This window comes from Rathayibacter rathayi (assembly GCF_004011095.1).
Lineage (GTDB): Bacteria > Actinomycetota > Actinomycetes > Actinomycetales > Microbacteriaceae > Rathayibacter > Rathayibacter rathayi.
Genome location: NZ_CP028129.1, coordinates 472,981 through 493,166 on the forward strand (window position 1 = coordinate 472,981; position 20,186 = coordinate 493,166).

The window sequence follows — 20,186 nt, forward strand, 5'->3', positions numbered from 1 at the left end:
GGGAGAGATGCAGTCGGCTCCCGGTAGCGTAGGTCGGCGCTCTCGCGTCCCCCACCTGTGGGACACGTCCTCGGAGCGCGCCCGCCCCACGAGGAGAACCCATGCTCACCGTCACCGCCTACGCCGCCCCCTCCGCGACCGAGCCGCTCGTCCCCACCACCATTGAGCGCCGCGACGTCGGACCGCACGACGTGCTGATCCAAATCGCCTACTCCGGTATCTGCCACTCCGACATCCACACCGTGCGCGGCGACTGGGCCCCGGTCCAGTACCCGCTGACCGTGGGTCATGAGATCGTCGGCGTCGGCTCCGAGGTCGGCTCCGAGGTCACCAAGCACTCCGTCGGCGACCGCGTCGGCGTCGGCTGCATGGTGAATTCCTGCGGCGAATGCGAGAACTGCCTTGCCGGCGAGGAGCAGTACTGCCTCGCGGGTAACACCGGCACCTACGCCTCCATCGACCGTGACGGCACCATCACGCAGGGCGGATACTCCACCCACGTCGTCGTCGAGGACTTCGTGCTCCATGTGCCGGAGTCGATCCCCTACGAGGCCGCCGTGCCCCTACTGTGCGCAGGAATCACCACTTACTCGCCGCTCGCGCACTGGGAGGCAGGTCCCGGCAAGTGCGTCGCCGTGGTCGGACTCGGCGGGCTCGGTCACATGGCCGTGAAGTTCGCTCACGCGATGGGCGCCGAGGTTACCGTTCTCTCACAGACTCTCAGCAAGAAGGAGGACGGCCTGCGCCTGGGCGCCGACCGTTACTACGCGACGAAGGACGAGTCGACCTTCGCCGACCTCAAGAACACCTTTGACCTGATCATCAACACGGTCAGCGCGCCGCTGGATCTTGACGCCTACCTCGGACTCCTCCGCCGTAACGGCACGATGGTCAACGTCGGCGCCCCGGCCGAGGCCCTCCCTCTGCACGTTTTCACGCTGTTCGGAGCCCGCCGCTCCTTCGCAGGTTCCGGCATCGGAGGTATCCGCGAGACCCAGGAGATGCTCGACTTCTGCGCCGAAAAGGGCATCGCGAGCGAGGTCGAGGTCGTCTCGGCGTCCCAGATCAACGAGGCCTACGAGCGAGTGCTCGCCTCGGATGTGCGCTACCGCTTCGTGATCGACGCGTCCACCTTCGAGAAGTGAGTGCGGCCGGGGCGCTAGCGTCAGCGGCATGAGCGAACGGAGCCACCCGGCCGTCGACCGCGTCCTCGTCGATCTCGATCGGCACGGCGTGCACCCGCCGGTGCGCTGGCTCGACGAGGCAGCGTCGACGGCCGCGCTGGCGGCCGCAGCGCTGGGAGTCGAGGTCGCTCAGATCGCGAACTCGCTCGTGTTCCTGCTCGATGGTGTGCCGCTGCTGGTGCTGACCAGCGGTGGCCACCGCGTCGATATCGAGTGGCTGGGTGAGCAGCTGGGCGGAGTGATCGGCCGTGCCTCCGCTGTCGAGGTGAAGGCCGCGACCGGCCAGACCATCGGCGGGGTCGCTCCGGTGGGCCATCCCGCGCTGCTGCGAACGGTGGTCGACACGGCCCTCGCCGCCTACGACGTGGTCTGGGCCGCGGCGGGACACGCGCAGACGGTCTATCCGACGAACTTCGATGAGCTAGTGCGCGTCACTGCGGGGTCACCGCGGGAGGTCCGTCGGGCGGATTCGGTGCAGTAGCGCTTCCGGGATGTTCCTGACGACGCGCGGTCGCCGAGGGAGTTCCCGGATCGCGTGTCAGAGCACCCGGCCCGCACCGTCGGCTGCCGCTACCAGGAACAGCTCGGGCGTCGTGAAGCCCTTCGCGACGAAGGCGGCGAGGACGGCCGCGCGGACTTCCTCCTCCTTCTCGACCGGAGTGAGTGCGATGGCCGAGCCGCCGAAGCCGCCGCCGGTCATCCGCGCACCGATCGCTCCGGCGCGGCGGGCGGCCTCGACGGCGGTGTCGAGTTCGGGTACCGAGATCTCGAAGTCGTCGCGGAGGGAGACGTGGCCCGCGTCGAGCAGGTCGCCGATCGCCCTCGGCCCGTGTTCGCGCAGCGTGCGGACGGTCTCGAGGACGCGGGCGTCCTCCGTCACGACGTGCTTCACGCGGCGGAACGTGATGTCGTCCAGGAGCTTCTCGGCGCGCGGCAGGTCGTCGATCGAGAGTTCGCGCAGCGACGGCACCCCGAGCGTTGCGGCGCCGAGTTCGCAGGAGGCGCGCCGCTCGGCGTATCCGCCGGTGGCGTGCGCATGCTCGACACGAGTGTCGACGACGAGCAGGACGAGTCCCGCCTCCTCGAAGCCCAGCGGGATGACCTCGGTGTCGAGGCTGCGGCAGTCGAGGAAGACCGCGGCGTCGCGCTCTCCGAAGAGGGACGCCGACTCGTCCATGATCCCGGTGGGAGCGCCCACGGCGACGTTCTCGGCGCGGCGGCCGATACGCGCCATCGTGGTGCGGTCGAGGCCGAGGCCCCAGAGCTCGTCGAGGGCGACGGCCATCGCGCACATCAGTGCGGCCGAACTCGAGAGCCCCGCGCCGACCGGCACGTCAGAGTCGACGTATGCGTCGAAGCCCGAGCGGGAATCGAGGTCGACGCCGTATTCGGTGAGCGCCCACACCACGCCGAGCGGGTAGGCCGACCAGCCGGCAACGGCGCCCGGGCCGAGCTCATCGAGAGCGACCTCGACGACCTCGGCCGAGAATGCGCTGCTGATCCGGACTGTGCGGTCCTCGCGGGGAGCGACGGCCATTGCAGTCGCGCGGTCGATCGCGAAGGGGAACACGAAGCCGTCGTTGTAGTCGGTGTGTTCGCCGATTAGGTTGACGCGACCGGGGCCCGCCCAGACGCCCGCGGCGCCGCGCCCGTAGCTCCGCTCGAACGCGGCGGCCGCGCTCTCGGCGACGGCGGTGAGAGAGGGGGAAGCGGCGGTCATCGGTTCTCCTCGGCGGCAGCGGCGGCGATGTCGGCCGCGGTGGTGGTGGTGGCGGCGCTGTCGGGCAGCGACCCGTCTCCGTGCGCGGTCGTCTGCAGAGCGGCGTCGGGGTGCCGGGCGAGCCCGGCCTCGATCACGGCGGCGTCGGCCCGCTCGAGAGCGGCGCGGAGGTCCGCAGCGCTCGTCTCGGGGGCGATGTCGCCGATCCAGGCGCCCATCGCCGCCTCACTGCCCGCGAGGTACTTGAGCTTCGTCTCCGCCCGGCGGGGCGAGGTGATTTGGAGCATCAGGCGAACCTCGTCGCGGCGCACATGCACCGGCGCCTGGTGCCAGGCGGCGATGTAGGGCGTCGGGGTGTCGTAGAGCGCGTCGATGCCGCGGAGCAGCCGCTGATAGATCGTCGCGAGCTCGTCGCGCTCCGCCGGGGTCGTCGCGGCTAAGTCGGGGACGTGGCGGTGCGGCAGGAGGTGGATCTCAATGGGCCAGCGGGCGGCGAAAGGTACGAACGCGGTGAAGTGCTCGCCGCGGATCAGGACGCGCTCGCCGTCCTGCTCGAAGGCGAGGACGTCGGCGAACATCGACGGGCCGTAGCTGTCGAGCGAGGCGAGCAGGCGGGTCGTGCGGGGAGTGACGTAGGGGTAGGAGTAGATCTGCCCGTGGGGGTGGTGCAGCGTGACTCCGATCGCCTCGCCGCGGTTCTCGAACGGGAAGACCTGCTGCACGCCGGGCAGAGCCGAGAGGGCGCCCACGCGGTCGGCCCAGGCCTCGACAACGGTTCGGGCGCGGGAGGTGCTGAGCGTGGCGAACGAGCCCTCGTTCTCGGGGCTGAAGCAGACGACCTCGCAGCGGCCGACGCTGGTGAGGGTTCGACCGAGCCCCAGGGCGCGCAGATCCTCGAGCGAGGCGGGCGCGTCCGTGTCCTCGAGGAGCGGGCCGAAAGAGGGGGAGCGGTTCTCGAACACGGCCACGTCGTAGTGGCTGGGCACCTCGGAGGGGTTTGTCGGCGAGGCGGGGGCGAGCGGATCGAGCTTGGCAGGGGGCAGGAACACGCGGTTCTGGCGTGAGGCGGCGATCGACACCCATTCACCGGTCAGGACGTCCTGGCGCATTCGTGCGGTGGCGGGGCGCGGGTCGAGGTGGCGGGAATCGGCGGCGCGCTCCAGGGGGAGTGTCGTGTCGGCGTCGTCGAAGTAGAGGAGCTCGCGGCCGTCGGCCAGCGTGTGCGGGCGCTTGACGACGCCGGCGGAGAGAGTGATCGCTTCGTTCATGACAAACACCACCGTAGCGCTAAATCTTCGAAAAAGAAAGTTGGGTTTCTCTTTGACAAGTCGTCCCGGGCGCGGCAGCATAGGCGGATGAGAACGGATAGCGAGCAGGAGTCGACGTCGGCGATCGAGCGCCGGCTGCGGCTTCGCCTGACCGCCGAGAACTCGGGCTTCGTCGCGGTCGCCCAGATGGCCGACCTGCTGGGCGTCTCGGTCGTCACCGTCCGCTCCGACCTCGCGGTGCTCGCGAGCGAGGGCGTCCTGCAGCGCGTACGCGGGGGAGCGATCCCGATACCCGCCCGCTCCGGCGAGCGCTCGCTCGAAGAAGGATTGAGTGCCGCGTCCGACGAGAAGGCCGCGATCGGGCGCGAGGCCGCCGCCTCCGTCTCCTCCGGCCAGAGCATCGTGCTCGACGTGGGTACCACTCCGCTCGCCATCGCGCACGCGCTGGTGAAGCGGAAGGAGCTGCGCGACGTTACCGTGATCACCAACGGGCTCTCCACCGCGCTGGCGCTTGAACCGGCCATCCCCCGCTTTACGGTCGTCGTCACCGGAGGCACCCTGCGCCCGCTTCAGCACTCGCTGGTCGAACCGCTCGCCTCCGAGATGCTCGAGCGCATCCGCGCCGACGTCGCCTTCATCGGCTGCACCGGCGTCCACCCCGAGGCTGGCGTGACCAACGTCAACCTGCCCGAGGCCGCTCTGAAGCGCCGGATGCTGCGCGCGGCGACCCGGCGGATCGTGGTCGCCGACTCCTCCAAACTCGGCGTCATCGACCTCGGCCGGGTCGCCGCCACCGACGAGTTCGACCGCCTGCTCACCGGCGCCGGCGCCGCCCACGAGCTCGTCGCCGACCTGGAGGAGGCGGGGCTCGCGGTCACCCGTTGCCGCGCGCTCGGCGATCGTGTCAGTCCGTAGGATCGAGCAATGGCCGACTTCACCCCCGCTCCCGCCACCGGGCGCCAGTTCTCGCTCGACCTCACTGCCGAGGGACGCACCCTGCACGCCGTCGTGACCGAGGTGGCCGCAGCGCTGCGCCACCTCTCCGTCGACGCCGTGGAGATCACCGCCTCCTACCCCGAGAGCACCGTTCCGCCGTTCGGCTCGGGCATCGTGCTGGTGCCCTGGCCCAACCGTGTGAAGGACGGGCGCTGGCACCACCGCGGCGAGACGCTCCAGCTCGCCATCACCGAGCCGAAGTACCACAACGCCATCCACGGCCTGCTGGTCAGCGTTCCCTACCGCCTGATCGACCAGGGGCCCTCTTTCGTCGAGTTGGCCGCGCCGGTCGTGCCGCAGGCGGGCTACCCGTTCCACCTCGAGACCTCGGTCCGCTACGAGCTGCAGGCCGACGGCCTGAAGGTCCTCCACCGTGTCATCAACGTCGGAGCCGACGAGGCGCCCGTCGCGATCGGCACGCACCCCTTCCTCGCCATCGGCGACGTCCCGACCGACGAGCTCGAGATCACCGTCGACGCGGCGGTGCACATCGAGGTCGACGAGCGCCTCATCCCTACCGGTCAGAGCCCGGTCGAGGGCACCGAGTGGGACCTCCGCTCGGGCCGTCGCATCGGCGACCTCGAACTCGACGATGCCTGGGCCGATGTCCGCATGGTCGACGGCGAGAGCGTGCACGGCCTGCGCGCCGCCGACGGGCGCCGCGTGCTCCTCTGGGCCGACGCCTCACACAACTTCATCCAGGTCTTCATCACCCGGATCTTCCCCGACGGCGACGACGTGAAGACGGCGATCGCGGTTGAGCCGATGACCGCTCCCGCCGAGGCGTTCACCAGCGGGCAGGGCCTGCGCTGGCTTGAGCCGGGCGAGGAGTGGACGCTCGCGTGGGGTATTCGCCACGAGGGGTTCCCCACCGCGCCATGAGCACCCTCGCGGCGGTCGGGCGCGATGACGTGGCCAAGCGCGTCGCTCTCGTCCGGATGAAGCGGCTCGCCACGGGCCTGCTCGTGGTGATGGCCGTCGTCTTCGCCGTCTCATTCGCCCTGCAAGACCGCCATCCGTGGCTGCAGTGGGTGCGGGCCGCGAGCGAGGGCGGGATGGTCGGCGCGCTCGCCGACTGGTTCGCGGTGACGGCGCTGTTCCGCCGTCCGCTGGGGCTGCCGATCCCGCACACCGCGATCATCCCGACCAAGAAGGACGAGATCGGCGCCAGCCTCGCCCAGTTCGTCGAGGAAAACTTTCTCCGCGGTGTCATCGTGCGCGAGAAGCTCGACTCGTTCGGGATCGCCCGGCGCGCCGGGCTCTGGCTCGCCGAACCCGAGAACGCACAGCGCGTCGGCGGCGAGAGTGCGGCCGCCGTCCGGTCCGCGATCGCTCTGCTAGACGACTCCGACGTGCAGCGCGTGATCGAGGCGCTCGCACGTCGTCACCTCCTCGACCCGCAATGGGGGCCGCCGCTGGGCTCGCTGGTGGGCAGTGTGGTCGAGGCCGGTCACCACCGGCGGCTCGTCGACACGCTGGTCGAGCAGGCGGAGTCGTGGCTTGCCGCCAACCCGCAGAGCTTCACCCGGATGGTCAGCGGGCGCCTGCCGAGCTGGCTGCCGTCCGCGGTCAGTCGAGCGCTGGACGAGCGGCTGTATCACGAGGCCCTCGTCTTCGTCGCGGCGGTGCGTGACGAGCAGGGCCACCCGTTGCGGATCGCCATCGACGGCTACCTCGCCACGCTGGCGGAGGATCTGGGCACCGATCCCGATCTGATCGCCCGGGTGGAGGAGATCAAGAACCGCGCTTTCGACAGCCCGCGCGTGCGCGAGCTCGCCGGCGACGCCTGGGAGGCGACGAAGGCATCTCTCCTCGGTGCGATGGACGATCCGGCGAGCCCTCTGCGCGGCAGCATCGAGTCGATCGTGGTCGACCTCGGCCGGCGTCTCTCGACCGATGCCGGCCTCGCAGCAACCGTCGACTCCTGGATCGGATCTGTTGCGGCGAACCTCGTCGACCGCTACCGCACGGACATCGCCAGCATCATCGGCGACACCATTCACCGCTGGGACCCGCGCGAGACGTCTGAGAAGCTCGAACTCCAGGTCGGCAAGGACCTCCAGTTCATCCGGATCAACGGCACTGTTGTCGGGTCCTTGGCCGGCCTGGTCATCTTTACCATCGCGCATGCGCTGCTCGGCTCCTGAAGCGGAGCGCGCGGGGCCGCTCCGCAAGCCCTCGTCGGTGTCGGTGGTCGGGCGTACGGTCGCAGCATGAGCAATGACAACACCACTGATCCCGATGTCAAGACCGAGGGCGACGTCCTCGGTGCGCGTGCCGACGACGGCAGCGACACCAGCGCCAGCAAGGACCCGTCCGACTGGGTCACCGGCGATGAGCCGATGACCGGCCCGCAGCGCAGTTACCTCGACACCCTCGCGCGCGAGGCGGGCGAGACCCTTCCCGCCGACCTCACCAAGGCTGAGGCCTCCGAGCACATCGATCGTCTGCAGTCCGCCACGGGCCGCGGCGACGGAAGCAATGGTCACGACTGATCCTGCCGGGGCCTTCGGAGGCTGAGCAGCGGTCCGGTGGCGCCTCCAGGAGAGGACGCGCCACCGGACCATCTTTCTTTTCTGAGGTTCGAGCAGGTGTGTGCGATTGGCACACTCCGACCAGCGCCCCCTGACCCGTCAGGCTGCTCCCCCGGTCCCGCACGACCCGGACGCAGTACTCGGTTGCGCCACGTCGTGACTGCGGAAGATCCACCGCTCAGAGCGGCCTCAGCACCTGGCCCGTGTCGGCACGCTGCGGAAGTCCCAACCCTGTCCGGAGACCTGCCCTGTGATGGAACCATTGACGTACCAAATGTAGTGGCCTTGATAGCGGTGGCCGAAGTGGATCTCCCACGTTCCGTTCACTCGAGTGGATTGCTTCGAGGCCCAGATGGTCACAGCTGAGTGCGGTCCGATATCCTGTCTTACCTCATCGCCCGCGCTGTTAGTCCACTGCCATTCATGATGGCCGATGCCATGCAGTCCCGCCTCGAATATTTCGCCGAGTCTCGTTCCGGCATTGATGTCGGCTTGCCAGCTGTTGGACGTTCCGGTGATTGCTTCGTAACGAATGACCCGAGTCGAAGTGAAGTTGGTGCAGTTCGTGTCCGATCCAGCCACGCGCGGCGCGTCGTCGACGGTCTCTATGCGGCCCGGATGGAAGACGCAGCTGTCGGGTTCGCTTTTATCGCAGCGATCGAGGAGATCGGCGCTTGACACGAAACCGTCTGCATTTGCAGCCGGGGCGATCACAAGGGTCGCAGGCAGGGCGAAAACGATGATCAGGAACGCTCGCAGAAATCTTTTCTCCATCAGCTCAGCCCCACTCTGACGGCTTCATTTCCCGCGCTGCTGCCCACATCCGAGACGTCGGAGCGGAACGGACCTTCGCGCGACTTGTCTGCGCGGTACAGCCAGACCCAGCAGTCTCCCCAGCCCTGAACGGAACCGACGTGTTTCTTCAGCTTGCCACTCAGGTTCAGGTGCCAGTTGACCCGGTCGTCCTTCGGGCAATTGGTCGGCACCCAGATCGTCAGTTCCTTACCCTGAAAACTCTCCTCACTGAAAATCCGAGCTCCGATGACGTCCGTCGGCTTTCGCACCGCGTCGCTGCCTGAGCAGGAGTACTTTTTGGTGGACATCGAATAGTCGCAGGACGATTCGTCCGCGTTGGCCGCCGAGGCGGGAGAGAGCCCGGTAGTTAGGAGGCAACAGCCCACGATCCCGAGGGCCACTCGAGCCCTCACGCTGATTCTCAAAGTGATTTTCCTATCTCTGTTGAATTGAGTCCACTATCACTGCGTCGCCATTCTTGATGGCGATGGTTAATCTCCCACGGCTTGGGCCGCATTTCGTAAGTCTCAAGAGAATTTCAGCTCGTTTCGGATGATTCGCAGATCACCGTGAGCACCCCTCGCCCGGTGATGCGAATGTCACAGCCGCGGGGGCAAGGGGGCGGGTCGGTGCATCCCTCCAGCTGGACCCGACGACGGCTCGCCGGGGGCGCCTGGAGGCTGAGCAACAGTCCGCACCGGCGCCCCCGTCCGGGGCGCGTACCCCCGCAGGGCCGTCCCTAGGGTTCGGTCATGATGATCTCCCGCACCACGCGCACCGCCCTCGATCTGATCGACGCGCTCCGGGCGCCGGGCCGCATCGATCCTCGTCTGGCCCGGCAGGTCAGCTTGTCCCTGCGCCGCCTCATCGAACCCGACGCCTTCGGTCCGAGCGGACGTCTGCTCCGCAGTCGCGCGAGGCGGGTCCGCTTTCGCCCGCGCGACACGGCCGCGTTCCGCCCGACCCGCTGCTCCATCGAGCCATAAACCGGGTGCGCACCGCTCGCCCGCTATGATCGCCGCCGGGACAGCCAGTCTCCGCGGGGTCTTCTACAGTTCCAGGTATCCGGTTCGGCGGATGCCCGCGGCCTTCGGGCCTCGTTCAGAGAACCGCGGTTCTTCGCCGTATTTGATTTCGCGCCCAGCGATGTCGGCGAGCGCTTCATAAGCGTTGGCCCACATGCCTTGTCGATGAGTGCGGATCTGCACTTCGACGCGACCGAGGTTGGGCAGGACCAGCCACGGGTGAACTGCCCGATAGCCGGAATGATCGTTGTCTGCTCCCCGGAGGTTCTTCACCATTGACGGGGATACGTCGAAGCAGGAAGCAACTGCGTGAATGACGGCGTCCTGCTCGGCAAGCGACATGTCCGCCTCGAAGCGGACGCTGGCGACATCCTGACTCCATGAGAGCGGCGTGCTGCGATCGCGTGTCAATGTCGCTCCGAAGATACTGACGCAGCCGAAGTAGCCTGCACCCATCGCTCCGCTCGTGTACCTCCCGGAGGCTGGCAACGTGGGCTACCGTCCGGGCGCTGCGAGTGCAGAGCTGGGTGGCGCTGATGCGGTTCCTCGCGTACCTCCGCGTGAGCAAGGCCGACAAGCTTCGCGGCGAGCGGCTCGGCCTGAAGGCTCAGCGCGCCCTCACCACAGCCGAGCGCAACGGATGGGACATCGTCGGCTGGTACGAAGACGACGGCGTGTCCGGCAAGAGCACCGACCGCCCCGGCCTCCAGCCCGCCCTCGCCGCTCTGCGTCTCGGAAGGCGCGGGTGGCGGAGGGCCTCGTCGCCGCCAAACTCGACCGGGTGTCGCGGCCGGTCAGCGACTTTAGAGACCGGCTCGACCTGTCGCACCGGCAACGCTGAGCCGTCGCCGTCGCCGTCGCCGTCGCCGTCGCCGACTTCGACCTCGACCTCGACACCAGCACCGCGACGGGTCGGCTGATCGCGGGCATGGCCGTGCAGATTGTTCAGGGGGAGAGGGAGATGATCGGGGAGCGGACCAAGGCCGCTCTCGCCGTGAAGCGCGCCGAGGGTGTCCAGCTCGGGAAGCCCTCGACCATCCCCTCCGACGTCCGCGCGCTCATCCTCTATCGCAAGGCCGCGGGACTCAGCCTCAACGTCATCGCCCGCAGCCTCGACGCGGACAGCGTCCCCAGTCCCAGCGGCACCGGCCAGTGGCGACACTCCGTCGTCGGCCGCATCGTGGACCGCGCCGACCGGGCGGAGGCCGTCTGATGGCGAATGTTCGAGAGGTACTGCGGAAGACCGGCATCGCCGACGAGGTGCGTTGGCGCGACGGCAACGGGTCCTTCAAGCAGCGCACTTTCAACGTCAGGCGCGATGCCGAGCGGTTTGGTATGAAGGTGGAGCCCGAGCTGGAGCGCGGGGCCAGCACGGAGCCCCTGGTGAAGAACTCGAAGACGGTGGCAGAGGTGGTCGCTGCATCCCTGGCGGCGAGCAAGCCGGAGCTGAAGCCGCGCACGTACCGGTCTGCCGAGCTGCTGTGCTCGGGCCGGGTGCTACCGCGTTTCGGCAAGCGGCGCATTACCACGCTGACCCGCGCAGAGGTGCAGGTCTGGGTGGGGAAGCTGCGCGCGGAGGGGCTGGCGCCGATGACGATGCACCACTGTTACGTGGCGCTGCGCAAGGTGTGCAAGCACGCCCTCCACGATCGTCTGATTTCGTTCAACCCCTGCGACGGCGTCAAGCCGCCAAAGAACCACAACGCTGGTCAGTTCACCCCGAGCTTCCTCACCGCCGCGCAGGTTGAGGCGCTTGCCGGGCAGCTATCGACTGCGGCGCCCTACGACCTACTGGCGCGCTTCGCCGCGAACACCGGTCTACGGGCTGGCGAACTTGCCGGGCTCCGGGTTCAGGACGTCGACCTGGCCCGAGGCCACGTACAGGTCCGCCAGACGATGCAGCACGTCGCGGGGGAGTGGAGGGCCGGCACCCCCAAGTCGAAACGCTCGACTCGCGACGTCCCACTCCTGCACAGCGGCCTCATCCGCAACCTCCGCGCGTACCTTCTGCAGCACCCGCACTCCGGCGACCCGTCGGCGCTGTTCTGGCCCGGCCGAGCGGTTGGCGGAAGCCATCAGCCGGACTACGCACGAGTGATGGACAACGCGAGCTTTCGACGGAACTACTTCCGCCCAGCCCTGGCAGCGGCGGGTCTGCACGACATGCGTGTCCACGACCTCCGCCACACGGCCGCGTCGCTGTGGCTAGCTGCGGGCTTCCAGCCGTACGAGGTGAGCCGCTGGCTCGGGCACTCGAACGTGACCACGACGGACACGATCTACGCGCACCTCTACGCCACCGATTACACCTCGCACATCGCGAAGTTCGACGCATTCCTGGCGGGCGGCTGAGCGCTCACAGGGACCCTGGTCTCTGCGAGCGAGCTGCCCAGCGCCTCCAACACGGATTCAGCTATCGCTCGCCCGAGTAGGGGCGGGACAGCGTTCCCAATTTGCTTGACAATCTGCGCGCGGCTGCCTGCAAAAATGAAGTCATCGTCGTAGGACTGCAAGCGCGCTCCCTCGCGCGGCGTCAATGCTCGATCTAGGTCCGGATGGATGCACTTGTTCGACGCAGGATGAACGAAATTCACAGTGATTGTGACGGCTGGCTCGTCCCCTCTCAAGCGAGAATAGCACGACGAGAATCCACTCGATATAAGGTGCTTCGGGATGCAATCAATATTGTCTCCCGAGTAACTAATGATTTGGAGCATTTTTGCCGTGTGCTTCGTGGCCGCGTGAAGAGACAATGCTGCGGTTGATCCGCGGCGTTCGGTTTGGTACTGCGTTCTCGGGGGTTTCGAATACTCCGTTGCCACCTCCCCACTTGCGATCGCAGGTAGATCGTCGATTGCATCTCGTACGGTGACCGCTGGGAGCAGGGGTGGCTTCTCTAGCTCGAAAAGGAATTCAGTAGCTCCGTGCATTCGCTGACGGTCGATGTGGCCGATTGTACGGCCTTTGCCAATGTGGGTGATGCGTGGGAAACTTAGAGAGATCCCGCGCTCGCGGCCGATGAGCACCAGGCGCTCTCGCTTCTGAGGGACTCCGTAATTGGATGCATTCAGAATTTTCCACTCGCATTCATAACCGAGCGCCGAGAACGTGTCCTCAATTTGCGCAATGCTGTTCCCGTTATCGAACGTGGCAAGGCCGACAACGTTTTCAAGAACTAATACCCGCGGGCGGAAGTAGTTAACATACGAGGCAAACTCTTCGAAGAGAGAGTTGCGAGGATCGTCCTCCGCGGACGAGCGGAAAGGGCGAATCGAGGAGAATCCCTGGCACGGTGGTCCGCCAATAATCACGTCAACATCTCCGCGGCCAAGCTTCAGGGCCTCGGCGACCTGGCCGCGCCGTAGCTTTCGCACGTCGCCCGCTACTGCAAGTGCGTCTGGGTGATTCGCCTGGAAGGTCTGAATTGCGACGGGCAAAATGTCTACTCCGTGAACGACCTTGAAGCGCCCCGTGGCCTCAAACCCTTTTGAGAACCCGCCTGTTCCGCAAAACAAATCCATGAGGGTATACACTTCGCTCCTGTCTCCGGTGGAGACTATAGTCTCGTGGACTTCGAGCGTACAACAGGACACTGTCATCCTGTGAACGACGCACACGACGCACACGAGCATGACCCGTCTGCTGCGATCGTGGAGGTGATTGGTAGGATTCGGCGGGAGCAGGGCCTCACTCTGGAGGATCTTGCCGACATGGCAGGCCTTCATCGGACCTCATTGGGCTTGATCGAACGCGGCGAAAGAGGCTTGACCATCGGCTCGGCGTCGCGCCTCGCCGCCGCGCTCGACCTCTCGCTCACCGGGCTTTTGGCGATGGCCGAAGCGGGGGTGGCCGACGTCGATGCCACAACCGTCGCGCGCGCACCGCGGCGTGTTCCTGCGGAGGCTAGTCGCAACGGCGACGAACTGCGGGCTCTGACTGGGCTCGAGCCCGGGGCGATTCGCGACGCCGTCGAGTATGCCTACGACACCCTCGACTTGATTGACGCGGAACTAGTAACTCGAGGTTCACAACCGATCTCCTGTCTCGTTGAGCTCGCAAATTTGTCATCAATGATAGGCAATTTGGTTGGAGCGGGAGTCGCTGAATCGTCAGGAGGCTTGTACAAGCGGAATCGTCCCCATGCGTTTCCTGACCTTGTCCCTCAGAAGTTGGGGCTTCCAGAATTGGAAATTAAGACCGCACTGGAAAGCAACTACCCAAAGGGTCACCTTGCAAAGCCTGGAACCTATCTGACCTTCCGGTACTGCTTGGGTAGCGCTGATGGTGGATACCAGCGTGGGAAGGAAAACCGAGGGCCCACTGCGTGGGTTTGGGAAATTCGGGTCGGTCGTCTTGAGATCGAGGACTTCGCGATCAGCAATACTGCAGCTGATTCAGGGAAGACGGCCGTGATCAAGACGCAGTCGATGAAGTCGATGTTGGTCGTTTTTCAAGACAACCGTTTCTATCCTTACGTTCGCCCTTGGGGCTAGCGAGGACGACTGGCCCAGTCAAATCGAGTGCTGGCGGCCAACCTTGCCGTGTTCGGCTGGTGCCGGTGTTCGGGACGCACGACAGTCCCGCTGACGGCTGAGGAAGACAGGTTCGCTCCTGCGATGAGCAGAGGCGTCCTCGAGGGGTTCGTCACTTACTCGGTTCTCGCGCCCTGTTAAAGTTCCGCGCCGATCGAGTGGGCCCCGTCGGGCTCGAACCGACGACCCGCGGATTAAAAGTCCGCTGCTCTGCCAACTGAGCTAGAGGCCCTCGCCCTCCAGGGTAGCGGTCCGCCGAGCTCCCCGGAGCCGGCATACCCGCCCAGGCGCGGACGTTACCCTCCTCTGACCTCACCGAGGCGCGAGAGCGCCCACGACCGCGGAAGGCGGCCCCATGACAGACGGCTTCCACAAGCCGACAAAGTTCCCCTCCCACGTCTTCGAGGCGTTCCAGGGAGGAGAGGACCCGGCGCAGATCAGCCGCGTCGCCCACGAGACCGCGATCGCGCTGCTGAGCCGCGTCCGCAGCGACCCCGATCCGACGATCATCGACCGCCTGGTCGAGTACACCGACCACAACGGCATCGACGCGCTCGCCGAGCTCTGGGCGCGGTCGAGTGCCGTGAGCCTGCCCGGTGCGCTCTGGCGGCTATACCTGCTGCGGCTGGTGATTCGGCAGGACCCAGAGAGCACGAGCTTCTTCTACCAGCGCGGAGTCGAGCTCTCGGCGACCATCGACCCAGTCGTCGCGGGAGCGAGCACGCCCACGGGCCCGGCCGAGATCACCGAGCTGGCCGACCGCATCCTCCGCGGCGTCTTCGACGGCGACTTCGCGGTGGCGCTGGACCGCGCTGCCGCCTTCTGCCGCGTGAGTGCGTCGGGAGCGGTCTCGGTGGCCGACGACCTCGAGGCTGTGAACGCTGTCCGTGCGAGCGAGCTGACCACGCGGGCCCTGCGTCTCTCGACCACGGCGTCCGAGCTGGTGAGCTGCGCGCGGCTGTGGCGCAGCGACTCTCTGGAGTGACGCGCACCCTCCGTTCACCCGCTGCGAACGCGGCTCGCCTGCTCCGCGAAGGCCGTTGTTAGACTGGGCGAGGCCGGACCGCAGTAACCCCGGGCTCCACTTCTAGCCGCTTCGAGCGGCCTCGCGCCGAGAGGCGTTTCTGCGGTCCGGCCCCTTCTCTGCTCGCATCTCCGCCACGGTGCGCGAAGTGAGGGCCCAGGAGGAGACGATCCTCGCCCGAGTCCCCACAGACAGGCGTCAGCGGAATGACACAGACAGGCGCCAACGGAATGACGAACAGCAGGGCTCTCAGAGTCGGCGCGCGCGTCTGGGCGGGGGCGGGCCTGCTCGTGGTCGCCGCACTCTACGTCTTTGCGGCCCCGAGCGTGGACGCCGCCGAGGGCGCGCAATTCGCTGCTGGCGTCTCCCTCTCGCAGGGCGTCGTGATGCGCGTCCTCGCCGTCCTCGATGTAGTCGCGGGGCTCTGGGTCCTCATCCGCCCGCGGAGCTACCCGGGCATCACCGCCGCGGCCGTCGCCGTGATCTCTCTCTGGCTCGCCCCCCGGCTGCATGATCCAGCCCTGGTGCCGGTGGGCACCGTGGCGCTCGATGTCCGATTCGTGACGCATCCGATTGAGGTGTCGGTCGTCGTGGCAGGCCTTGCCGTGACAACGTTCTGGATGACGCGAAATCTTTCTGAGCGGGCGCGGGCGAGGCGGGGCTCATGACGGATGACACCACGGCGGAGGCGACTGTCCTCCTCGAGCGCATCGCCGGAGGAGAGCAGGCCGCCTTCTCCGAGCTCTACGACCAGATGGCCGGACGGGTCCTTGGACTGATCACCCGCGTCCTCATCGACCGCTCCCAGTCCGAGGAGGTCGCCCAGGAGGTCTTCCTCGAGATCTGGCAAACCGCTGGACGTTTCGCTCCGAATAAAGGAAGCGCGACGACCTGGATCCTCACGATGGCACACCGCAGGGCCATCGACAGGGTCCGCGCGGCCCAGGCGGGCCGTGATCGGGACATGCGCATCGGAATCCGAGACCTCGGACGCGACTACGACCTGGTCTCCGAGCAGGCGGAGGTGTCCCTCGAGCACGAGAAGGTCGCGGCCGCTATGGGTCGCCTGACGGAGCTTCAGCGGCAGGCGCTGCAGCTCGCTTACTACGGCGGATACTCGCACAGCGAGATCGCAGGGATCCTGCAGTGTCCCGTGGGAACCGTTAAGACACGCTTGCGTGACGGAATGATCAGACTTCGAGAAGAGATGGGGGTGGCCCTATGAACGATGTGCGACTCCCTGAGGGGACAGATGACCCGCGCGATCTCGCGGCGGGTTACGCACTGGGCATCCTGACGCCCGAGGAGCAGGAGCGCTACGAGCGCTTCCTGTCCGAGAACCCGGAGGCGCGCGGCGAGGCCGATGCGTTTGCCGAGGTGGCGGAGGCGCTCACCGCCGACGCGCCCGCTGTGGAGTCCTTGCAGGGCTTCAAGGCCGACCTGATGGCGCTCATCGCCGTCACCCCCCAGCTGCCCCTTCAGGAGCCGGACGAGGACCACGAGGCGCCCGGCGCGCCGCGTCTGGTCCAGGGCGCCGCCGAGGGCGAGCGGAGGGCTCCGACGGCTCGAGGGGGGAGCGGCGGCAGCGCCTCGAACCGCGCCCAGGGCCGGTGGTTCGGTCGACCCGCCGCCTACCTTTCGGCGGCCGCGGCGGCCGCGGTGCTCGTAGTCGGTGGAGTGACGCTCCCGCCGCTGCTCTCCTCCAGCCCCGGCCAGGCCCAGCAGCAGTCGGCTCTCGAGCAGATCCGCAGCGCCCCCGACGCGCAGGAGACGACCGGTACGGTCACCACCGGCGAGCGGGCGACGCTGGTCTGGTCGAGCTCGCTCGGCCGTTCCGCCCTCGTGGTGGACGATCTGGCTCCGCTGCCCGAGGACAAAACCTACGAGCTCTGGTACATCGGATCCTCCGGTCCGGTCGCTGCGGGCACATTCGACGGGGGAGAGGGCAGCACGGTCGCCCCGCTCAAGGGAAGCCTCACCCAGGGCGGAGTGGTCGCGGTGACGGTGGAGGACGCCGGGGGATCGCGGACTCCGACCACCGACCCGATACTGGCCATCAATATCGACATCGCCTGACGGTCAGGAACACGAAGAGCCGCACTCCTGTGAGAGGTGCGGCTCTTCGTGTTTGTGAAGGAGAGAGCCGACGAGCCGCACCCCGGGGGATGCGCTACGCCGACCGTGCGGCGGATCAGCCGAAGCGCCCCGAGACGTAGTCCTCGGTCGCCTGGACGGACGGTCGGGAGAACATCGTCGCCGTGTCGTCGTACTCGATCAGCTTGCCCGGCTTGCCGGTGCCGGCGATGGTGAAGAACGCGGTGCGGTCGGAGACGCGGGAGGCCTGCTGCATGTTGTGGGTCACGATGACGATCGTGTAGTCGTTCTTGAGCTCCTCGATCAGGTCCTCGATCGCGAGCGTCGAGATCGGGTCCAGCGCAGAGCAGGGCTCGTCCATCAACAGGACGTCGGGGGAGACGGCGATCGCGCGAGCGATGCACAGGCGCTGCTGTTGCCCGCCGGAAAGACCGGAGCCGGGCTTGTCCAGTCGGTTCTTCACCTCGTTCCAGAGGTTCGCGCCTTGCAGCGAGCGCTCGACGAGCGCATCCGCGTCCGACTTCGAGATCCGGCGGTTGTTGAGCTTGACGCCGGCGAGCACGTTGTCGCGGATGGACATCGTCGGGAAGGGGTTCGGACGCTGGAAGACCATGCCGACCTGGCGGCGGACCTGCACCGGGTCAACGCCCGGGCCGTAGAGGTTGTTGCCGTCGATCAGCACCTCGCCCTCGACGTGCGCGCCGGGGATGACCTCGTGCATACGGTTCAGCGTGCGGAGGAAGGTGGATTTGCCACAGCCGGAGGGGCCGATGAAGGCCGTCACTGTACGGGGCTCGATGGCGAGCGAGACGCCCTCCACCGCGAGGAACTGGCTGTAGTAGACGTTGAGGTCGTTGACCTCGATGCGCTTGGACATTGCTTCCTTCGGGGATTCCGGCCTGAGCCGAGTGGTGGGGGTCAGCGGCCGAGCTTGGGGGCGAAGATCTTTGCGATCAGGCGGGCGATGAGGTTCAGCGCCATGACGATCAGGATGAGGGCCAGCGCGCCGGTCCACGCGCGGTTGAGGAATGCGTCGGCGTCGGGGCCCTGGTTCGCGTACTGCGTGTAGACGAAGACCGGGAGGGTCATCATCCGCTCGCTGAAGAGGTCGTAGTTCATCGAGGCGGTGAAACCGGCGACGATCAGCAGCGGCGCGGTCTCGCCGATAACGCGCGCGATGGCCAGGGTGATGCCCGTCGTGATGCCGGCGATGGAGGTCGGCAGCACGATCTTGACGATGGTCAGCCACTTCGGCACGCCGAGCGCGTAGGAGGCCTCGCGCAGCTCGTTCGGGACCAGCTTCAGCATCTCCTCCGACGAGCGGACGACCACGGGGATCATCAGCACGGTGAGGGCGATCGAGCCGGCGAAGCCCATCCGCACACCGGGGCCGAGGACCAGCGCGAAGAGGGCGTAGGCGAACAGGCCCGCGACGATGGACGGGATCCCCGTCATTACGTCGACGAAGAAGGTGATCGCGCGGGCGAGGTGACCGCGCCCGTACTCGACGAGGTAGATCGAGGTGAGCAGCCCGATCGGCACGGAGATCAGCGCGGCCATCGCCGTAATCTCCAGCGTGCCGATGATCGCGTGCAGGGCGCCGCCGCCCGCGTCGATCACGTTGCGCATCGACGAGGAGAAAAACAGCGGATCGAAGCGCGCGACTCCCCTGGAGACGACCGTGTACAGCAACGAGATCAGCGGGAGCAACGCGATGATAAACGCCGTCGCGACCAGCGAGGTCACCAGGCGGTCAATCGCCTTGCGGCCGCCCTCGACCAGCCGCGAGACCACATAGATCACGACGTCGAAGAGAGCGGTGCCCCAAAAGATCGCCCCGACGAGGCTGAAGTCGTTCATCGTCCCCGCCGCCTGGAGAACCAGGAAGACGGCGGCGAAGACGACCCAGCTGCCGACGAGCAGCATCCAGGGCGTGCCTTTGGACAGCTTGCCCGCCTGCAGCGAGAAGGGCATCGAGGTGGTGGCGGCGGACATCAGTTGGCTCCCGAGAAGGCCTTGCGGCGGTTGACGATGAACCGCGCGACCGAGTTCACGACGAGGGTGATGACGAAGAGGATCAGGCCGGACGCGACGAGCACGTTCACGCCGACTCCGCTCGCCTCCGGGAACTGCAGGGCGATGTTCGCGGCGATGGTGTTCGAGTTCTGCGAGGTGAGCAGGAGGAAGGAGACGACCGTCGCGGGCGAGAGCACCATCGCGACGGCGAGCGTCTCGCCCAGCGCCCGGCCGAGACCGAGCATGGCGGCCGAGACGATGCCCGGGGCGCCGAAGGGGAGGACGGCCATCCGGATCATCTCCCAGCGAGTCGCGCCGAGCGCGAGCGCCGCTTCCTCGTGCAGGCGGGGAGCCTGGAGGAAGATCTCGCGGCAGACCGCGGTGATGATCGGAATGACCATCACGGCCAGCACCACGGAGGCGGTGAGGATCGTCTTGCCCGTGCCCGAGGCCTGGCCACCAAAGAGTGGGAACCAGCCGATGTTCACGTTGAGGAAGAGGTAGAACGGTTGCACCATCGGAGCCAGCACGGTCGCGCCCCAGAGGCCAAAGACCACCGAGGGGACGGCGGCGAGGAGGTCGACCACGTAACCGAGGGCCATCGCTATGCGGCGCGGCGCGTAGTGCGAGATGAAGAGGGCGATGGCGATCGAAAGCGGGAGGGCGATCACCAGGGCGATCACCGCCGACCAGACCGTGCCGAACACCAGGGGGCCGACGTAGGCCCAGAAGCTCGTCGCGTCGCCGGGGAGGCTGTCGGCCGGCGCGGTGAACGCCGGGATCGACTGCGCGATGAGGAAGATCGCTACGGCTGCGAGGACGAGGAGGATGAGGGAGCCGGCGGCGACGGTCGAGATCGAGAAGACCCGATCTCCGATACGCACCTTCGCCTTCGGGCGGACGACGGTCTCAGTTGCCATTCCAGGGGACTCTCTTCACACGAGGGGGTTCGGCGGGGCGCACAGGGAGATGCTAGGGCGCGCAGGGGCGTCCGCGGT

General features: G+C 67.2%; 23 protein-coding genes, 1 tRNA gene and 1 pseudogene. 15 read left to right on the plus strand and 10 right to left on the minus strand.

Going from position 1 to position 20,186, the window contains the following annotated elements:
• Nucleotides 1-101: 101 nt before the first annotated feature.
• Together C1O28_RS02385 and C1O28_RS02390 are read left to right on the plus strand one after the other, a co-directional pair.
• On the plus strand, nucleotides 102-1,145 hold the full coding sequence (locus C1O28_RS02385; protein WP_097167498.1) for an NAD(P)-dependent alcohol dehydrogenase: 1,044 nt from the start codon (nucleotides 102-104) through the stop codon (nucleotides 1,143-1,145).
• A gap of 28 nt (nucleotides 1,146-1,173) precedes the next feature.
• Nucleotides 1,174-1,665 carry a YbaK/EbsC family protein gene (locus C1O28_RS02390; protein WP_097167499.1) on the plus strand — a complete coding sequence of 164 codons (492 nt, stop codon included), beginning with the start codon at nucleotides 1,174-1,176 and terminating at the stop codon, nucleotides 1,663-1,665.
• 57 nt (nucleotides 1,666-1,722) lie between these two features.
• Here the strand turns inward: C1O28_RS02390 and galK are convergent, their stop codons facing one another.
• On the minus strand, nucleotides 1,723-2,904 hold the full coding sequence (gene galK / locus C1O28_RS02395) for a galactokinase (protein WP_097167500.1): 1,182 nt from the start codon (nucleotides 2,902-2,904) through the stop codon (nucleotides 1,723-1,725).
• On the minus strand, nucleotides 2,901-4,172 hold the full coding sequence (gene galT, locus C1O28_RS02400) for a galactose-1-phosphate uridylyltransferase (RefSeq protein WP_097167501.1): 1,272 nt from the start codon (nucleotides 4,170-4,172) through the stop codon (nucleotides 2,901-2,903). Before galT ends, galK begins: the two co-directional genes overlap by 4 nt.
• Before the next feature lie 87 nt (nucleotides 4,173-4,259).
• On the opposite strand from galT, the gene C1O28_RS02405 reads away from it, so the two are divergent.
• From C1O28_RS02405 to C1O28_RS02420, 4 genes are all read left to right on the plus strand, one after another.
• Nucleotides 4,260-5,087: a DeoR/GlpR family DNA-binding transcription regulator gene (locus C1O28_RS02405; protein ID WP_097167502.1), complete on the plus strand. Its 828-nt coding sequence runs from the start codon at nucleotides 4,260-4,262 to the stop codon at nucleotides 5,085-5,087.
• A gap of 9 nt (nucleotides 5,088-5,096) precedes the next feature.
• Nucleotides 5,097-6,050 (plus strand): aldose 1-epimerase family protein, encoded by a 954-nt coding sequence (locus tag C1O28_RS02410; RefSeq protein ID WP_097167503.1) that lies wholly within the window; start codon nucleotides 5,097-5,099, stop codon nucleotides 6,048-6,050.
• Nucleotides 6,047-7,315: a DUF445 domain-containing protein gene (locus tag C1O28_RS02415; protein ID WP_097167504.1), complete on the plus strand. Its 1,269-nt coding sequence runs from the start codon at nucleotides 6,047-6,049 to the stop codon at nucleotides 7,313-7,315. The genes C1O28_RS02410 and C1O28_RS02415 overlap by 4 nt, the downstream gene beginning before the upstream one ends.
• Nucleotides 7,316-7,381: 66 nt before the next feature.
• Nucleotides 7,382-7,663 (plus strand): DUF3072 domain-containing protein, encoded by a 282-nt coding sequence (locus tag C1O28_RS02420; RefSeq protein WP_097167505.1) that lies wholly within the window; start codon nucleotides 7,382-7,384, stop codon nucleotides 7,661-7,663.
• 228 nt (nucleotides 7,664-7,891) lie between these two features.
• Here C1O28_RS02420 and C1O28_RS02425 read toward each other — a convergent pair whose 3' ends face one another.
• Both C1O28_RS02425 and C1O28_RS02430 read right to left on the minus strand, forming a co-directional pair.
• Nucleotides 7,892-8,476, minus strand: coding sequence for a hypothetical protein (locus tag C1O28_RS02425; protein ID WP_127821417.1), 585 nt, complete (start codon nucleotides 8,474-8,476; stop codon nucleotides 7,892-7,894).
• Nucleotides 8,476-8,805 carry a hypothetical protein gene (locus C1O28_RS02430; protein ID WP_097167506.1) on the minus strand — a complete coding sequence of 110 codons (330 nt, stop codon included), beginning with the start codon at nucleotides 8,803-8,805 and terminating at the stop codon, nucleotides 8,476-8,478. The genes C1O28_RS02425 and C1O28_RS02430 overlap by 1 nt, the downstream gene beginning before the upstream one ends.
• 444 nt (nucleotides 8,806-9,249) lie before the next feature.
• Here C1O28_RS02430 and C1O28_RS02435 point away from each other — a divergent pair, with 444 nt between their 5' ends.
• Nucleotides 9,250-9,483 (plus strand): hypothetical protein, encoded by a 234-nt coding sequence (locus C1O28_RS02435; RefSeq protein ID WP_097167507.1) that lies wholly within the window; start codon nucleotides 9,250-9,252, stop codon nucleotides 9,481-9,483.
• 63 nt (nucleotides 9,484-9,546) lie between these two features.
• Here the strand turns inward: C1O28_RS02435 and C1O28_RS02440 are convergent, their stop codons facing one another.
• Nucleotides 9,547-9,978, minus strand: coding sequence for a nucleotidyltransferase family protein (locus tag C1O28_RS02440; RefSeq protein WP_097167508.1), 432 nt, complete (start codon nucleotides 9,976-9,978; stop codon nucleotides 9,547-9,549).
• A gap of 80 nt (nucleotides 9,979-10,058) precedes the next feature.
• On the opposite strand from C1O28_RS02440, the gene C1O28_RS16015 reads away from it, so the two are divergent.
• The 3 genes and pseudogenes from C1O28_RS16015 to C1O28_RS02455 all read left to right on the plus strand — a co-directional run bounded on the left by C1O28_RS16015 (nucleotide 10,059) and on the right by C1O28_RS02455 (nucleotide 11,874).
• On the plus strand, nucleotides 10,059-10,442 hold the full coding sequence (locus C1O28_RS16015; protein WP_127821418.1) for a recombinase family protein: 384 nt from the start codon (nucleotides 10,059-10,061) through the stop codon (nucleotides 10,440-10,442).
• A pseudogene (locus tag C1O28_RS02450) lies at nucleotides 10,397-10,735 on the plus strand (recombinase family protein); the annotation flags it as partial. The gene C1O28_RS16015 and the pseudogene C1O28_RS02450, both read left to right, overlap by 46 nt.
• Nucleotides 10,735-11,874, plus strand: a complete 1,140-nt coding sequence (locus tag C1O28_RS02455) for a tyrosine-type recombinase/integrase (protein WP_097167511.1) — start codon at nucleotides 10,735-10,737, stop codon at nucleotides 11,872-11,874. The pseudogene C1O28_RS02450 and the gene C1O28_RS02455, both read left to right, overlap by 1 nt.
• Here the strand turns inward: C1O28_RS02455 and C1O28_RS02460 are convergent.
• Complete coding sequence (locus C1O28_RS02460) at nucleotides 11,826-13,055, minus strand: DNA cytosine methyltransferase (RefSeq protein ID WP_202129650.1); 1,230 nt, start codon at nucleotides 13,053-13,055, stop codon at nucleotides 11,826-11,828. The genes C1O28_RS02455 and C1O28_RS02460 overlap by 49 nt on opposite strands.
• Nucleotides 13,056-13,124: 69 nt before the next feature.
• On the opposite strand from C1O28_RS02460, the gene C1O28_RS02465 reads away from it, so the two are divergent.
• Nucleotides 13,125-14,015 (plus strand): helix-turn-helix domain-containing protein, encoded by an 891-nt coding sequence (locus C1O28_RS02465; protein ID WP_243392093.1) that lies wholly within the window; start codon nucleotides 13,125-13,127, stop codon nucleotides 14,013-14,015.
• Nucleotides 14,016-14,213: 198 nt separating this feature from the next.
• Here the strand turns inward: C1O28_RS02465 and C1O28_RS02470 are convergent.
• Nucleotides 14,214-14,286, minus strand: a tRNA-Lys gene (locus C1O28_RS02470).
• Between the two features lie 123 nt (nucleotides 14,287-14,409).
• Here C1O28_RS02470 and C1O28_RS02475 point away from each other — a divergent pair.
• The 4 genes from C1O28_RS02475 (at nucleotide 14,410) to C1O28_RS02490 (ending at nucleotide 17,154) form a co-directional block, all read left to right on the plus strand.
• The gene (locus C1O28_RS02475; protein ID WP_097167512.1) at nucleotides 14,410-15,039 is read left to right on the plus strand and encodes a DNA-directed RNA polymerase subunit beta; all 630 of its coding nucleotides are present in this window, start codon (nucleotides 14,410-14,412) and stop codon (nucleotides 15,037-15,039) included.
• A gap of 269 nt (nucleotides 15,040-15,308) precedes the next feature.
• Nucleotides 15,309-15,746 (plus strand): hypothetical protein, encoded by a 438-nt coding sequence (locus C1O28_RS02480; RefSeq protein ID WP_097167513.1) that lies wholly within the window; start codon nucleotides 15,309-15,311, stop codon nucleotides 15,744-15,746.
• Nucleotides 15,743-16,303: an ECF RNA polymerase sigma factor SigK gene (gene sigK, locus C1O28_RS02485; protein WP_097167514.1), complete on the plus strand. Its 561-nt coding sequence runs from the start codon at nucleotides 15,743-15,745 to the stop codon at nucleotides 16,301-16,303. Before C1O28_RS02480 ends, sigK begins: the two co-directional genes overlap by 4 nt.
• Nucleotides 16,300-17,154: an anti-sigma factor gene (locus tag C1O28_RS02490; protein WP_104248643.1), complete on the plus strand. Its 855-nt coding sequence runs from the start codon at nucleotides 16,300-16,302 to the stop codon at nucleotides 17,152-17,154. Before sigK ends, C1O28_RS02490 begins: the two co-directional genes overlap by 4 nt.
• A gap of 115 nt (nucleotides 17,155-17,269) precedes the next feature.
• Here C1O28_RS02490 and pstB read toward each other — a convergent pair whose 3' ends face one another.
• Genes pstB through pstC form a run of 3 tightly spaced genes read right to left on the minus strand, consistent with a single transcriptional unit; the run spans nucleotide 17,270 to nucleotide 20,108 of the window.
• A complete protein-coding gene (pstB, locus tag C1O28_RS02495) occupies nucleotides 17,270-18,049 on the minus strand; it encodes a phosphate ABC transporter ATP-binding protein PstB (protein WP_097167516.1) in 780 nt (259 codons plus the stop codon).
• Nucleotides 18,050-18,090: 41 nt separating this feature from the next.
• Nucleotides 18,091-19,167 (minus strand): phosphate ABC transporter permease PstA, encoded by a 1,077-nt coding sequence (gene pstA / locus C1O28_RS02500; protein ID WP_097167517.1) that lies wholly within the window; start codon nucleotides 19,165-19,167, stop codon nucleotides 18,091-18,093.
• On the minus strand, nucleotides 19,167-20,108 hold the full coding sequence (gene pstC / locus C1O28_RS02505) for a phosphate ABC transporter permease subunit PstC (RefSeq protein ID WP_097167518.1): 942 nt from the start codon (nucleotides 20,106-20,108) through the stop codon (nucleotides 19,167-19,169). The genes pstA and pstC overlap by 1 nt, the downstream gene beginning before the upstream one ends.
• Nucleotides 20,109-20,186: the final 78 nt, after the last annotated feature.

Excerpts from the sequence above, each read along its gene's own strand:
- C1O28_RS02420 (WP_097167505.1), top strand. The coding sequence starts at position 7,382 with ATGAGCAATGACAACACCACTGATCCCGATGTCAAGACCGAGGGCGAC.
- sigK (WP_097167514.1), top strand. The coding sequence starts at position 15,743 with ATGACGGATGACACCACGGCGGAGGCGACTGTCCTCCTCGAGCGCATC.
- C1O28_RS02415 (WP_097167504.1), top strand. The coding sequence starts at position 6,047 with ATGAGCACCCTCGCGGCGGTCGGGCGCGATGACGTGGCCAAGCGCGTC.
- galT (WP_097167501.1), bottom strand. The coding sequence starts at position 4,172 with ATGAACGAAGCGATCACTCTCTCCGCCGGCGTCGTCAAGCGCCCGCAC.
- C1O28_RS02430 (WP_097167506.1), bottom strand. The coding sequence starts at position 8,805 with ATGTCCACCAAAAAGTACTCCTGCTCAGGCAGCGACGCGGTGCGAAAG.
- C1O28_RS02435 (WP_097167507.1), top strand. The coding sequence starts at position 9,250 with ATGATGATCTCCCGCACCACGCGCACCGCCCTCGATCTGATCGACGCG.
- galK (WP_097167500.1), bottom strand. The coding sequence starts at position 2,904 with ATGACCGCCGCTTCCCCCTCTCTCACCGCCGTCGCCGAGAGCGCGGCC.
- pstB (WP_097167516.1), bottom strand. The coding sequence starts at position 18,049 with ATGTCCAAGCGCATCGAGGTCAACGACCTCAACGTCTACTACAGCCAG.
- C1O28_RS02475 (WP_097167512.1), top strand. The coding sequence starts at position 14,410 with ATGACAGACGGCTTCCACAAGCCGACAAAGTTCCCCTCCCACGTCTTC.
- C1O28_RS02405 (WP_097167502.1), top strand. The coding sequence starts at position 4,260 with ATGAGAACGGATAGCGAGCAGGAGTCGACGTCGGCGATCGAGCGCCGG.
- C1O28_RS16015 (WP_127821418.1), top strand. The coding sequence starts at position 10,059 with ATGCGGTTCCTCGCGTACCTCCGCGTGAGCAAGGCCGACAAGCTTCGC.
- C1O28_RS02410 (WP_097167503.1), top strand. The coding sequence starts at position 5,097 with ATGGCCGACTTCACCCCCGCTCCCGCCACCGGGCGCCAGTTCTCGCTC.
- C1O28_RS02455 (WP_097167511.1), top strand. The coding sequence starts at position 10,735 with ATGGCGAATGTTCGAGAGGTACTGCGGAAGACCGGCATCGCCGACGAG.
- C1O28_RS02390 (WP_097167499.1), top strand. The coding sequence starts at position 1,174 with ATGAGCGAACGGAGCCACCCGGCCGTCGACCGCGTCCTCGTCGATCTC.
- C1O28_RS02425 (WP_127821417.1), bottom strand. The coding sequence starts at position 8,476 with ATGGAGAAAAGATTTCTGCGAGCGTTCCTGATCATCGTTTTCGCCCTG.
- C1O28_RS02480 (WP_097167513.1), top strand. The coding sequence starts at position 15,309 with ATGACGAACAGCAGGGCTCTCAGAGTCGGCGCGCGCGTCTGGGCGGGG.
- pstA (WP_097167517.1), bottom strand. The coding sequence starts at position 19,167 with ATGTCCGCCGCCACCACCTCGATGCCCTTCTCGCTGCAGGCGGGCAAG.
- C1O28_RS02490 (WP_104248643.1), top strand. The coding sequence starts at position 16,300 with ATGAACGATGTGCGACTCCCTGAGGGGACAGATGACCCGCGCGATCTC.
- C1O28_RS02440 (WP_097167508.1), bottom strand. The coding sequence starts at position 9,978 with ATGGGTGCAGGCTACTTCGGCTGCGTCAGTATCTTCGGAGCGACATTG.
- C1O28_RS02385 (WP_097167498.1), top strand. The coding sequence starts at position 102 with ATGCTCACCGTCACCGCCTACGCCGCCCCCTCCGCGACCGAGCCGCTC.
- pstC (WP_097167518.1), bottom strand. The coding sequence starts at position 20,108 with ATGGCAACTGAGACCGTCGTCCGCCCGAAGGCGAAGGTGCGTATCGGA.